Origin of the sequence: Poritiphilus flavus, from assembly GCF_009901585.1 — a bacterium.
Lineage (GTDB): Bacteria > Bacteroidota > Bacteroidia > Flavobacteriales > Flavobacteriaceae > Poritiphilus > Poritiphilus flavus.
Window position 1 is genome coordinate 406,298 of record NZ_WXYO01000007.1, and the last position, 12,675, is coordinate 418,972.

Here is a 12,675-nt window from a genome sequence, read left to right on the forward strand (position 1 = left end):
AGATCATTACTGGGCTTCTTCCGTCGTAGTATTTTTGTGTATAACTGGTAAGTACTAAACAAAAAATTAGTTATCATGAAATCAGATGCACAGATCAAACAGGATATTTTGGACGAACTGGTATTTCTACCCGATATCGACGAGACTCAAATCGGTGTTATCGTTGAAGATGGTATAGTAACCCTTACAGGTTTTGTAGATGCCTACCCCAAAAAATTAGCCGCGGAAAAAGCCGTCAAGAGTGTTTCGGGGGTAAAAGCCGTGGCTGAGGACATTGAAGTTAAATATGGCGACGACTATAAGAAAACAGACAAGGAAATTGCAAAGGCCGCGGTAAGCGCCCTGGAATGGAACGCCACGGTACCCAAGGAAAAGATAATGGTAAAGGTAGACAACGGCCATATTTATCTCACCGGAAGCCTCCCCTGGGCCTATCAAAGAAATGCGGCGAAACGGACGGTAGAAAACCTTTTGGGAGTAAAAGGGGTTATCAACAACATTGAGCTTGCCCCAACTATTTTACCCGGTGACATTTCTGAAGATATCAAAAATGCTCTTGAACGATCCGCAGAGCTTGAGGCGAAGGGCATACGCGTACAGGTAGACGGCAGCACGGTACAGTTAAAAGGCAGGGTACATTCGCACCACGAAAAGAAATTGGCCGAAAGAGCTGCATACAAGGCCCCAGGGGTAACCCAGGTACAAAACGATATTGTAGTACAGCTCTACCCTGAGTTTGTCGATTAAGCCCACGGTTTGATATCCTGGGAGAAAATACCGCATAGCGATAAGATACTATTTCCTGAATCTGGAATTACTAAAGGTGAGCTTGCAACCTATTACGACGCTGTGGCAAACAATATGTTGCCCTATCTCAGTGACCGTCCGCTTACATTACACCGATTTCCCAATGGTATCAGCAGGGAAGGATTCTTTCAAAAAAACGCTTCAAAATATTTTCCTGATTGGATAAAGACGGCCAAAATAAGAAAGAAAAATGGTTGGGTGAATCATGTCATTTGCGACCGTAAAGAGACTTTGTTGTATCTGGTGAGCCAAGGCACCATTACCTTCCATATCGCGCTTAGTACGCTTGATAAACTGGACTATCCGGATAAAATGATATTCGACCTTGATCCACCCGAAACTAATTTTGATATGGTCGTGGAAGGGGCCAAAATTGTCCGGAGTTTTCTGGAAAACAAATTGGGCCTAAAAACTTTTGTTATGACCACTGGATCCAGAGGCTTGCATGTTGTCGTGCCCCTGGACAGAACCGAAAATTTTAATGTGATCCATGATCTTGCCAAAGGAATTGCCAAACATCTTGCCAGTGAAAATCCCGAAAAATTGACAACCGCGATTCGAAAAGATCAGCGAAAGGGAAGACTCTTTTTGGACTATCTTAGGAATTCCTACGCCCAGACCAGTGTTTGTCCATTTTCTGTACGGGCAGTGGAAAATGCTCCGGTGGCTACTACCCTACGGTGGGGCGAACTGGAAGATAAGGGCCTAAATGCCCAAACCTATAATATTAGCAATATTTTCGGAAGATTAAGAGAAATGGGGAACCCTTGGGAAGATTTTGAAAAATTTACCGGTTGCATTACCGAACCCCAAAGGATTTTATGGGATCTAGGTCAAAACATATAACGGCAACAGTGCCTTGGAGAAATAAATAAGGTAACTATATACTTGTATAACCCAATTTGATTATATCTGAACTATAAATCATTTTAAAAATGGATAAATCTCAGCAAATAAAGGGTTTCAAAGGCATTTTAGAGTTAATCAAATATTTTGACACAGAAGAAAAGTGCGCGGAATATTTAGCTTTCCAACGATGGGGTGATAACCCAATCTGCCCACATTGCAATCATGACAAAATCTATGAACTTAAAGGTAAGAACAAAAGATTTAAGTGTGCTTCGTGTAGGAAGCAATTGAGCGTTCGAGTAGGAACGATTTTCGAAGACAGTAAAATTAAACTGCAAAAATGGTTTACTGCAATATGGCTAGTCACTTCTCATAAAAGGGCATATCCTCGCTTCAATTGCACAGGGATTTGAATGTAACACAAAAAACCGCGTGGTTTATGCTGCAACGGATCAGATATGCGCTTTCATACGATTTTACAGATTCCTTGGATGGTGAAGTTGAAGTTGACGAAACTTATGTGGGTGGAAAGAATAAGAATCGACACGGCAATAAGAAAATGCCAAACTCGCAAGGACGTAGTGCAATTGACAAAACCCCTGTAGTAGGTATGGTTCAACGTTCCGGCCTTCTAACTGCATCAACCGTGAAGGACGTTAAGGCAGAAACCTTGATCCAAGAGATTATTAAAAAAGTCCGTGAATCCGCCAAAATATATACCGATGAATGGTTGGGCTATAATGGACCGAAAAGAATATATGACCATTCAATTGTCAAACACAATAAAGGGGAGTATGTGAATGGTCGTATTCACACAAATACCATCGAGGGATTTTGGTCATTACTAAAAAGAGGCATATTTGGCATTTATCATTTTGCTTCTAAAAAACACCTGCAAAATATGTTGATGAGTTTGTTTTTAGGTATAACACTAGAGGCATCTCAGAATCATTTAGGTTTGAATTCTACTTGTCTAATTGCGAGAGGAAACTGGATTACAAAACCCTTATTGGAAGGTAAATTTGCCCCAAAGTTGGCATAAAAGCATTTTTTGCTTAATTTTGTAGGGTAAATTTACCCTAAAATTGGAAAAATTAGATATAACCCGCCTTTTAGACAAGTCATTTTCTGAAGATTATGAACCCGTTGATCTTCTTAAACTCTTTGAGAAAAAATCAAAGGAATATGGATTTAGCACAACTCACGCAAGGGAGCTTTTAGGAATAGAGCGTAAATCATTAATGCCTATACTTGAAGGAACCGCTAAACAGCCAAATCTCATAAATGTCCTTAAGATAGCGGATTACCTTGAGATTGACTTCAATGTTATGCTGGCCAGTTTGGTAGCAAAGCAAAGTCCAGAGAATGTGCAAAAGCTTACAGAGGCTCGAAAAGCATCTTTTGTAGCGAAAAACTTTGATGTTGACAGGCTGTATTCAGAGGGATTCTTGACGACAAAAACCGATACTAATACAATCATTGATAGAATATTGACCTTTTTTGGTTTTGAGACATTAGCGGATTATGAAAATTTGATCGACAGAGTTTCTTTGGCCGTTTTTAGCAAGTCAAAAAGGAGTTTTGTTGACAAGATGCGTCACTTTTCAGTCAATGCCGCCTTTCATATCTTCGAAACCATAGACAATCCCAATGAATATCATAGAGAAGCTTTGCTGGATCTGATGCCGAAGATAAAACCTTATTGCCAGGATGTTGAAAATGGTCTTTTTATTGTTTGTAAAGCATTGTATAATCATGGGGTTACAGTAATATTTCAAAATCATTTAACCACCTCACAGCTAAGGGGTGCAACTTTTTTTGTTAAGGACAAACCGTGCATCGTGCTTACAGACCTCTTTAAGAGATATCCAACAATTTGGTGGGCGTTGTTGCACGAGCTTTACCATGTACTTTTTGATGAAGAGGATGTTAAGAAAAGTGGCTATCACCTATCAGGAGAGGATCAGATAACCTTAATAGATGAAGAGGCTCCAAATGAATTTGCAAGCGATTATTTTGTTGACAAGGCAGAACTAAATTTTATACGGCCCAGAATTTTTGAAGAGTATTTGGTAAGAAATTTTGCTAAAAAAATCAAAGTACATCCGTCATTTATCTATGCAAAGTTTCAGCATCACATGAAAGAAGTCGAAGGAAAAGATTTCTATGGCGCATTCAGGACTGAATTTCCTGATTATAAGAAGGCTGTGGCGAGATTGAATCCCATATCTTGGAAGGAGGATTATTCGATTCCCGCTATAGCCAAAAGATTAAAAGAGATTTTTGATTTAAAAGAAGAATATGGAAAAAAAGAATAAAACCAGAAAGGAAATTGACGAAAAGAAGCATCTGGAAAAGCTCAAAATTCTACAAGATGCGAAGGCTTCTAAAGAAAAGCAACTTACCATTGATCTGGGTACTCATTCAATTGAGGAAATTGACAGACTAAAAGAAATTCTTAATAAGCATTTTGACGACCCCGAAGAAAAGTATCAGTTGTATTATAAAGGTATTAGAAAAGTTTTAATGCAATTTCTGCCAAAGGGAAAGTCGTTTGCTGAAGAACGTCAAATAATCTATGATGAGAAGAACATTTTTCTAAATAGAGGGAAGGCGAAAAGCAAAGACGGTGTAAGAGGAAGCGATGGAAGAATGACTTTTAATGACGACATGAATGTTATGGCCGATTTAGTCTCAGATTGGGTAATGACCTCCCAAGACCCCGTAGATTTATACCAGAGGTTATTTGACCTTAATGAAAAGTATGGTTATCCGCATCAGGAATATGATGATAGTAGCGCTTCATTTCACACGGCAATGAAGAAGATAGCGAAAGTTCCAAAGCCAAAAGACTAGGTTATGGAATTAGATTTTTGCTCACCACAGGCATGGCTGATATTGATCTTTGCATTAATACCTATAATTGGCCTGATTTTAGGTTTTAGGAATAGAACACGTTATAACCCACCTAAAGGTCTTGGCAAACGATTTATACAGTTGATGTCGGTTGTACTTGTTTTGCCCATAATAGCTATCCTTTCCATTCTTGGGATTATTGAAGCTCAACTCTTAGGTGGATTGCTGGGCGCAATAATCGGATACACCCTTTCAGATTTAGCGAAAGACGAAAAAGACGAATGATATTTTTTTGACCTTATGGGTTATTATTGTATATAGTTACCATAAATAATTAGGTTAGTACACCAAAATAGATGACCCATCGTAAGCCGGTACCCAAAAGCCTGTCGCTGAGCTTTATGCCATTACAGACCTGGCTATGCTATTCATTGATAATATCTTCAAGAATATTCGACTCATAGAGGTTGCCCCTGACAATAAGCAGATAACTGCCCTCAGCCAATGCCTTAATAATCCGGTTGGTCTGATATAAGGAAATTCCCAAACCTCTAAAAATATCGTACGGACCAATTGAAATTGCACCAAGTGATTTTCCCTCTACTTCATGAAGAAAGGTCGGGACCAGGAAGCCGATAATAAATATGTTGCCGATTTCAGGATTGTAAAGAAAGTCTATGTCCGGGCGGGCACCTGTTAAATCTATCCAAAGGTTTTCCATGTAGGGGATTTTGTGACCTTTTTCCGTCTCCAGGGCGAACCGCTTGTCCAGTATTCCAAGAATGGAGATTTCTAAATTCTGAAAGTTATTGCACCTTAGGGTTTTTAAAGTCTTATCTATATCTTTTATTTGGGAGTACACTTTAAAAGTCACTCTCTTTTGTTCCGTTTTTGGGACGTTTATCATCATAAATGCATTTTAAGGAAATCTTAGTTTGTAAGTCAGTGAGTTCCCAAAACCATAAGATCTCGGGGCTGATCCCTGGAAAGGTACTATAGGGTTGCTACAACAGCACTGACCTGGGTCATTGAGATTAAAATCCGCGTTCGGCAGTTTAAGTTTAGTGGAGCTGGAAGTAATGTGATAGGAACAAACTTAGATGAAATAAATTTTGGGGATGGGATCTTACATACGGAGACGGCCCCATACGACAAAATTTGGATAGCATTGGCTCTACTAACCTAATTCAGTGATTTGCTGTTATTCACTGCTGTTGGAGAGGACAATATTTCGCGGTCCCCCAAAGGATTATACCTTCAAGTAGGCAGGTATAAGAAAGCATGCCACTTAGGGAATTTCTGGACGCATGGTAGAGGCCGTGGAAACAAATCGTTATATCACCTATTACAGGAAATTTCCGTTTTCATCCACCTTTACCCTTAGGACCTTTTCCTCGTTCTCCAATTTAATCTTGTATATTTTGGTTACTCCCTTGTCTTCATGGTACCTCACCAAATAAATATCTTTGGTGATCTTCCAGTTGGGAAACCTTTCCTGTATCGCTTTCCTTACCGATTTTGTAAGTGATACATCCCTGAAACGCTCAGCGGTTAGTATAATTTTGCCATCCTTATCATAGGCAGCCAGGATCCTACCCTCTGGAATATAAAAGTTGATGTGGTACAGGCCGTAATCGTCCTGATAGTATTCGGAACCCTTGACGTCAAAAGCGGCTACCTTACGTTCCAACATCTCCACAGGCACAGGGCCTGGTTCTTCCGAGGCCAGACTATGCAAGTACTTATAATTGGTTGCATAGACTACTACTTCCGAAAGCTCTTCCGTTTTTATGTCCTGACCAAAGGTTTGGACAGTGAGTCCAATGGCAATTAAACCTAATATAATTTTCTTCATGACAATGATATTTATGTTATCGAATAATCTTGTTATAGTCCCTTTTTTGGAATTACAAGGTCAAAAATATTGTGCTTTAAAGACAGTTCAAATGACCTGGCTCATTACAGCTCGTTTAGGCCGCCCCATCCTCTTTAAATTCTTCTTATGGCCTGGTTCACAAGTAATCGTTTTCTTGCGATCGGGCATAAAATGAAGCAACGCCTGGTCCCAATACAGAAAGTGCAATAATCCAGGGTTATGGACTGACTATCGTCATGAAACAGCTTTACAGTGCGGTTTATCTTTATAGAAAACATTGGCGAGATACATAATATATCATTATGATAAAGGATCTGGATCAAACCAAATGCATGGAACTACTGCGCAACAACTATATTGGGCGCCTTGCATTCGTTCAGGGCAAAAGCCCATATATAATCCCCATTACCTATTATTATCATGATCGGGATGCCAGGAGTATCATTAGTTATTCCGCAGAGGGACATAAAATCCGGGCTATGCGAAAAAATACCTCGGTTTCCCTGGAGGTCGATGAAATTGAATCCGTCAGCAAATGGAAGTCTGTACTGGTGCACGGGCAGTTTGAGGAACTTGAGGGAATTGATGCCAAGAGTCAGTTGCACGAATTCGTGAAAGGCGTAAAGAGCATTATCAACAAAAAGGAAGAAAAGCAGCTGCAGTTTATCCATGAGTTTTCCAGCAAACTGATTTCCATAGGGCCCCCGCCGGTGGTTTATCGCATAAAGATCGTTGAGATAACCGGGAAGGTTCGGGAAGAATGACACCAGGCCATCACTTTCATAGATCAACACCCTGATCTCTCATTCCGCACTCTCACTGATCCTGATCATTGGTTGCCTACGCGGATCACAGGAATTTTGAATTTCAAGACAACGTCATGAAAAATTACCTCTTACGCTTTGACCAAATAGACATAAACGATGTGCACCTCGTTGGTGGCAAGAACGCCTCTTTGGGCGAAATGTTCCAAAAACTAGTTCCGAAGGGCGTTCAAGTGCCCGATGGATTTGCGACTACCTCGGATGCCTATTGGCTCTTTTTGGAGGAAGCCGGAATAAAAGATGAAATAGCCCTGCACATCAAAAGGCTGGATAAAAAGGAGTTTTCTAATCTAAGGGAGGTCGGAAAGTCCATTCGGGATACCATTGCCAAAGCGGATTTTCCACAGACAATCAAAGATGCCGTAAAAGTAGGTTATGACGGTCTGGTGAGAAAGTATGGGAAGGAAATTTCCCTGGCCGTTCGCAGTAGTGCAACCGCGGAAGATCTGCCAACAGCCAGTTTCGCAGGACAGCTGGAGACCTTCCTCAACGTAAAAGGCTATGGGGAGCTGATCGCTGCTTGCCACAAATGTTATGCCTCCCTATTTACAGATCGTGCCATAAAATACCGTGAGGACCTTGGTTTTGACCAGACGAAAGTCGCACTTTCCATAGGGGTGCAACTGATGGTTCGCGCAGATCTGGCATGTTCAGGGGTAAACTTTACCCTGGACCCGGAAACCGGTTTTAAAGATGTGGTTTTGATCTCCGGTGTTTGGGGCCTTGGGGAGAACATCGTACAGGGCAATGTCAATCCCGATGATTTTTATGTATTCAAGCCTAGTTTGAAGAAAGGCATGCCACAGCCCATTGTTTCCCGAAGAATGGGAAGCAAGAAAAAGACCATGGTCTATGATGCTTCCGGAAGTGGTACCGTAAATCTTGATACGCCTCCTGAAAAACAGGAAAAATATGTGCTGACCGATAAAGAGGTGCTGAAATTGGCGGAATGGTCTATGACCATTGAAGACCACTATCAAAGACCGATGGATATAGAATGGGCGAAAGACGGTAAAACTAACGAACTGTTTATCGTTCAAGCAAGGCCCGAAACGGTACAGAGTGCCATAAAGGATAAATTCAAAATAACCACCTATACCTTGCTGGAGAAGAGCAAGGCGATCACCAAGGGCATGGGCCTTGGCAATAAAATTGCCGCGGGCACAGCAAGAGTACTGCATTCCCCCGAAGAATCCGACAGATTAAGGAAAGGGCAGATTCTGATAACAGAAAAGACCGACCCGGATTGGGACCCAATCCTTAAAAAAGCTGCCGGGATCGTTACCGACCGTGGTGGGCGAACAAGCCATGCAGCCATCGTTGCTCGGGAGCTGGGCGCTGCGGCCATTGTCGGCACCAAGGATGCTACAAGGACCATCAAGGATGAACAGGAGATAACCATTTCCTGCGCCGAGGGCGACACGGGTATCGTTTATGAAGGCCGGTTGAAATGGGAAGAAAAAGAAGTGGATACCTCATTACTTAAAAAACCCAGGACACGACCCCTGCTCATTCTCGCAGACCCGGACCAGGCCTTTAAACTGTCATTCTATCCTGCACAGGGCATCGGTTTGATGCGGTTGGAGTTTGTCATCACCAACTCCATACAGATACATCCCATGGCATTGAAGCATTTTGATAAGCTAGCCAAGGTTTCGGTCAGACAAAAAATTGAAGAACTGACCCATCACTATCCCAATAAGGAGAACTATTTCGTCCACAAACTGGCGGAGGGCGTGGGTACCATCGCGGCTGCGTTCTATCCCAGGGAAGTGATCGTGAGAATGAGCGATTTCAAGTCCAATGAATATGCCAATTTGATCGGAGGTAATGAATTTGAGCCCTTGGAAAGTAATCCTATGATCGGCTTCAGGGGCGCTTCGCGTTATTACGACCCAAAATATGAAGATGGTTTTGCCATGGAATGCAAGGCATTAAAAATGGTCCGGGAAGATATGGGCTTAACAAATGTGAAGGTCATGATCCCTTTCTGTCGCACCTTGAAAGAAGCGCAAAAGGTAATCGATGTGATGAAGGACAATGGCATAAGAAGAGGTGACAATGGACTTGAGCTCTACATGATGACCGAGATCCCCAATAACGTAATTCTGGCCGAGGAGTTCGCGAAATACTTTGATGGTTTCTCCATTGGTTCAAACGACCTTACCCAATTGACCTTGGGAGTAGACCGCGATTCCGAACTATTGAGCGACATTTTCGATGTCAACGACCCTGGGGTCAAAAAAATGATCTCAATGGTCATTGCCTCGGCAAAGAGCAGCCAAACCAAAATCGGGCTTTGCGGACAGGCTCCGAGTGATGATCCTGAGTTCGCAAAATTTCTTGTCAAACAAGGGATCGATTCTATTTCCTTCAATGCTGATGCCTTGCTACAAGGCATCGAGAACATCAATGATGCGGAGCTGGCCTTGGTGAGTTTCGGAATGGAAACGAGTGATAATTGATACAAAGGTGGATAATAAGCAAATAATCAGCGTTTGGCACTACAGGCGCAAGCTTTAGGACTGAAGCATAGGTTTATAAATCAGCCGACTGAAATACCTCAGGCTAGAGCACAATTGGCAGACTATGGAAACTAAAAAAATCCTCATTATAGGTAGTGGTATTGCAGGCCTTTCAGCAGGCATTTATGCACAAAAAAATGGTTTTGACACCACCATTGTGGAAATGCATGAAAGAGCTGGCGGACAATTAACCGCATGGGATAGAGGCAATTACCGATTTGATTATTGTTTGCATTGGTTAATCGGCACGGATCACGGAGTTTATAATGATATGTGGTGGGAAACCGGTGCAATCAATGAAGACGTGGAAATAATTAACCACAAGGCCTTTGTCCATATGGAAGATGAGGAACATGGCGAATTCTATATCTATAATGATTTGGAGGAATGGAAATCCTATTTGATCAAAATGGCACCTGAAGATGAGAAAGGCATTACCAAAATGATAGGAATGATGCGAAAAGGAGATCGTGTTGATCAATTTGAAGATCCGCCCGGTATGCGTACATTTTCTGATTATCTAAAATCTCTTTGGCAAATGGGAAGCTTTTTCACTACAATGCTTAAATACAAAAACGAAAGTAGTAAAGAGCTTTTGGACAGTTTGAGAATTTCCAATCCCCATTTAAGGTTTTTCTTAGAAAACCTTTATAGCACACCAGATTTTTCAGCTCTGGGGTTTATCCTCATGTTCGGGTGGTTCAATGCTAAAAATGCGGGTTACCTGAAAGGTGGTTCTTTGGAGATGAGCAAACGAATGGCTAAGAAGTTTCAATCTGAAGGAGGCAAATTCCTTTTCAATTCAAGGGTCAAAGAAATTATTGTGAAAGATGATGAGGCAGAGGGCATTATCCTCGAAAATGGCAACAAAATATTTGCTGACCATATTATTTCGGCTTGCGATGGACGAACGGTCTTATTTAATATGCTCAAAGGGAAATATTTGAATGAACAATTAAAATACGCTTATGAAAACTGGCCATTACTAACGCCTATGGTACTGGTCAGCTTTGGAGTGAACAAGGTCATCCAACCAAAATGCCATACTACCAATTACTTTGTCAAAGAACCTATATCCGTGGGTAAGACCAAAATAACTCGTTACCAGATTATGCATCGAACCTCCTACGACCCTACTTTTGCCCCTGATCATAAGAGTACCATACAATTGTATTTTGATTCCCCCTGGGAGATATGGAAAGATCTAAAGGCAGATGCTTACCTGGACGAAAAAGAAGCAGTCCGGAAAAAGGCAATTGAATTGATTGAAAAACACTACCCAGGTGTTGGTGAAAAAATTGAGGAAATTGACATTGCCACTCCTAAAACCACTGTGCGCTATACGGGAGTTTGGAATGGGGCATATGAAGGATTTACCCCCAGAGGAAACATCATGGAAGCACTACCCATGAAATTAGATGGGTTAGATAGATTCACCATGGTCGGCCAGTGGCTTTTTCCTGGTGGTGGGCTGCCGCCCTCTGCTCTAAGCGGAAAATGGGCAATTCAAATGATCTGTAAGGATGAAAAACGGAAATTCGAAATAACTTAACACAAAGCCTAATGAGAAGCAACCGAGGTATTAGACCTAATTTTGGCCTTTGCAGCATTAGGAATCATTTTTGCTGGACCTTCTATGATCATTGACCCTCAGGGGTTAGAGCATTGAACTTATGGAACTCCGAACTAACTAAGTTTACCATTAGCACGACCAATATTGGGGAAGCGAAAACCCACTTCTTGTTTCGGCCTCCGCACATGCAACGTGATTTCAATCATTTCGCACCTTTGAGGCAATGACTTCCTTTGTAGTTGAGCGTTCCTAATAATGAAGCTGAAAACAAAATATAAATTACTCGCGATCTACCTGGCGTTTGTCTGGTTCCCATACAGCTCTGCCCAAAGCATAAGCGAGCTTTATGAGAGGGCCAATACTTCTGTTGTTCTGATAAAAACATTGCAACCTGAGATTTTGGGCAAAGGTCGTATGAAGACCACAGTAATGGTGGAAGGTCTCGGTTCAGGCTTTGTGGTTTCCGAAAAAGGCACGGTTATGACGGCTTCCCATATCGTGCAAACAGCGTCATTGATCAGCGTGGTATTTTCGGATGGAGAGGAACTACCAGCTAAAGTGATAGGTTCTTACCCTATGGCCGATGTGGCATTGCTGCAGCTTACTAAGTTAAAAAGCACTCCGCTCACCGCGGTGACCATGGCCGACTCTGACATGGTAAAAATTGGGGACAGGATTTTTCTGATCGGTGCTCCATTTGGCTTGGGACATTCCCTTTCCGTTGGATATGTGAGTGGTAAGTATTCCAGAAAAAGCGTGTCAAGCGGGTTTTTAACAACGGAATTCATCCAAACAGATGCTGCCGTGAACGAAGGTAGTTCCGGTGCCCCCTTGTTCAATATGAACGGTGAGGTTATTGGGATTGCAAGCTTCATCCTAAGTCATTCCGATGGATTTCAGGGGATATCCTTTGCAGCTACTTCCAATATTGCACAAAAATTATTGGGCGAAGGGCAGGTCATTTGGACAGGGATCGATGCATATTTCGTTTCCGGACCGTTGGCAGAGATACTCAACCTTCCGCAATCGGCCGGTATCCTGGTAAAAAAGGTGGCCCCATATTCCCTGGGTGATGCACTTGGCCTATGTGGCGGTAACTACAGGATCTCGTTGGATGGCGAAACCTTGATGGTCGGGGGGGATGTTATACTGGCAGTGGAAAACATCAACTTGACAAATGAGTCAAAAATTCTCAATGCCTGGTCTTACCTACAAGAACTAAAACAGGGGCAAAAAGTCAAAGTTACCATCTTAAGAAAAGGTGAGGTTATGGAGCTGTCCGCCCATGTCCCTGAGCTCCCTGAGAAACCTATGAAATAGCATCTAACTCGTATTTGCTGTATTTATAAGCCCATAAGTAGTAAT

At 42.0% G+C, this 12,675-nt stretch carries 11 protein-coding genes and 1 pseudogene; 10 read left to right on the forward strand and 2 right to left on the reverse strand.

Features of this window, described 5'->3' with window-relative positions:
• The first annotated feature begins 75 nt into the window (after positions 1–75).
• The 6 genes and pseudogenes from GTQ38_RS16980 to GTQ38_RS17005 all read left to right on the forward strand — a co-directional run bounded on the left by GTQ38_RS16980 (position 76) and on the right by GTQ38_RS17005 (position 4,797).
• A complete protein-coding gene (locus GTQ38_RS16980; protein ID WP_161436746.1) occupies positions 76–747 on the forward strand; it encodes a BON domain-containing protein in 672 nt (223 codons plus the stop codon).
• Positions 748–756: 9 nt separating this feature from the next.
• Positions 757–1,653, forward strand: coding sequence for a non-homologous end-joining DNA ligase (ligD, locus tag GTQ38_RS16985; RefSeq protein ID WP_238857989.1), 897 nt, complete (start codon positions 757–759; stop codon positions 1,651–1,653).
• 89 nt (positions 1,654–1,742) lie between these two features.
• Positions 1,743–2,676, forward strand: a pseudogene (locus tag GTQ38_RS16990) (IS1595 family transposase).
• Positions 2,677–2,741: 65 nt separating this feature from the next.
• Complete coding sequence (locus tag GTQ38_RS16995; RefSeq protein WP_161436747.1) at positions 2,742–3,974, forward strand: ImmA/IrrE family metallo-endopeptidase; 1,233 nt, start codon at positions 2,742–2,744, stop codon at positions 3,972–3,974.
• Complete coding sequence (locus tag GTQ38_RS17000; protein WP_161436748.1) at positions 3,958–4,512, forward strand: hypothetical protein; 555 nt, start codon at positions 3,958–3,960, stop codon at positions 4,510–4,512. Before GTQ38_RS16995 ends, GTQ38_RS17000 begins: the two co-directional genes overlap by 17 nt.
• Positions 4,513–4,515: 3 nt before the next feature.
• Entirely contained in the window at positions 4,516–4,797 is a 282-nt protein-coding gene (locus GTQ38_RS17005) for a hypothetical protein (protein WP_161436749.1), read from the forward strand.
• Between the two features lie 139 nt (positions 4,798–4,936).
• Here the strand turns inward: GTQ38_RS17005 and GTQ38_RS17010 are convergent, their stop codons facing one another.
• On the reverse strand, positions 4,937–5,422 hold the full coding sequence (locus GTQ38_RS17010) for a hypothetical protein (protein WP_161436750.1): 486 nt from the start codon (positions 5,420–5,422) through the stop codon (positions 4,937–4,939).
• 435 nt (positions 5,423–5,857) lie between these two features.
• Positions 5,858–6,367 (reverse strand): nicotinate-nucleotide adenylyltransferase, encoded by a 510-nt coding sequence (locus GTQ38_RS17015; RefSeq protein ID WP_161436751.1) that lies wholly within the window; start codon positions 6,365–6,367, stop codon positions 5,858–5,860.
• A gap of 323 nt (positions 6,368–6,690) precedes the next feature.
• Here GTQ38_RS17015 and GTQ38_RS17020 point away from each other — a divergent pair, with 323 nt between their 5' ends.
• From GTQ38_RS17020 to GTQ38_RS17035, 4 genes are all read left to right on the forward strand, one after another.
• On the forward strand, positions 6,691–7,152 hold the full coding sequence (locus tag GTQ38_RS17020) for a pyridoxamine 5'-phosphate oxidase family protein (RefSeq protein ID WP_161436752.1): 462 nt from the start codon (positions 6,691–6,693) through the stop codon (positions 7,150–7,152).
• A gap of 116 nt (positions 7,153–7,268) precedes the next feature.
• On the forward strand, positions 7,269–9,677 hold the full coding sequence (ppsA, locus tag GTQ38_RS17025; RefSeq protein WP_161436753.1) for a phosphoenolpyruvate synthase: 2,409 nt from the start codon (positions 7,269–7,271) through the stop codon (positions 9,675–9,677).
• Between the two features lie 124 nt (positions 9,678–9,801).
• Complete coding sequence (locus GTQ38_RS17030; protein WP_161436754.1) at positions 9,802–11,289, forward strand: phytoene desaturase family protein; 1,488 nt, start codon at positions 9,802–9,804, stop codon at positions 11,287–11,289.
• A gap of 276 nt (positions 11,290–11,565) precedes the next feature.
• Positions 11,566–12,630 carry a S1C family serine protease gene (locus tag GTQ38_RS17035; protein ID WP_161436755.1) on the forward strand — a complete coding sequence of 355 codons (1,065 nt, stop codon included), beginning with the start codon at positions 11,566–11,568 and terminating at the stop codon, positions 12,628–12,630.
• The last annotated feature ends 45 nt before the right edge of the window (positions 12,631–12,675 follow it).

Excerpts from the sequence above, each read along its gene's own strand:
- GTQ38_RS16980 (WP_161436746.1), top strand. The coding sequence starts at position 76 with ATGAAATCAGATGCACAGATCAAACAGGATATTTTGGACGAACTGGTA.
- GTQ38_RS17000 (WP_161436748.1), top strand. The coding sequence starts at position 3,958 with ATGGAAAAAAAGAATAAAACCAGAAAGGAAATTGACGAAAAGAAGCAT.
- GTQ38_RS17005 (WP_161436749.1), top strand. The coding sequence starts at position 4,516 with ATGGAATTAGATTTTTGCTCACCACAGGCATGGCTGATATTGATCTTT.
- GTQ38_RS17010 (WP_161436750.1), bottom strand. The coding sequence starts at position 5,422 with ATGATGATAAACGTCCCAAAAACGGAACAAAAGAGAGTGACTTTTAAA.
- GTQ38_RS17015 (WP_161436751.1), bottom strand. The coding sequence starts at position 6,367 with ATGAAGAAAATTATATTAGGTTTAATTGCCATTGGACTCACTGTCCAA.
- GTQ38_RS17020 (WP_161436752.1), top strand. The coding sequence starts at position 6,691 with ATGATAAAGGATCTGGATCAAACCAAATGCATGGAACTACTGCGCAAC.
- ppsA (WP_161436753.1), top strand. The coding sequence starts at position 7,269 with ATGAAAAATTACCTCTTACGCTTTGACCAAATAGACATAAACGATGTG.
- GTQ38_RS17030 (WP_161436754.1), top strand. The coding sequence starts at position 9,802 with ATGGAAACTAAAAAAATCCTCATTATAGGTAGTGGTATTGCAGGCCTT.
- GTQ38_RS17035 (WP_161436755.1), top strand. The coding sequence starts at position 11,566 with ATGAAGCTGAAAACAAAATATAAATTACTCGCGATCTACCTGGCGTTT.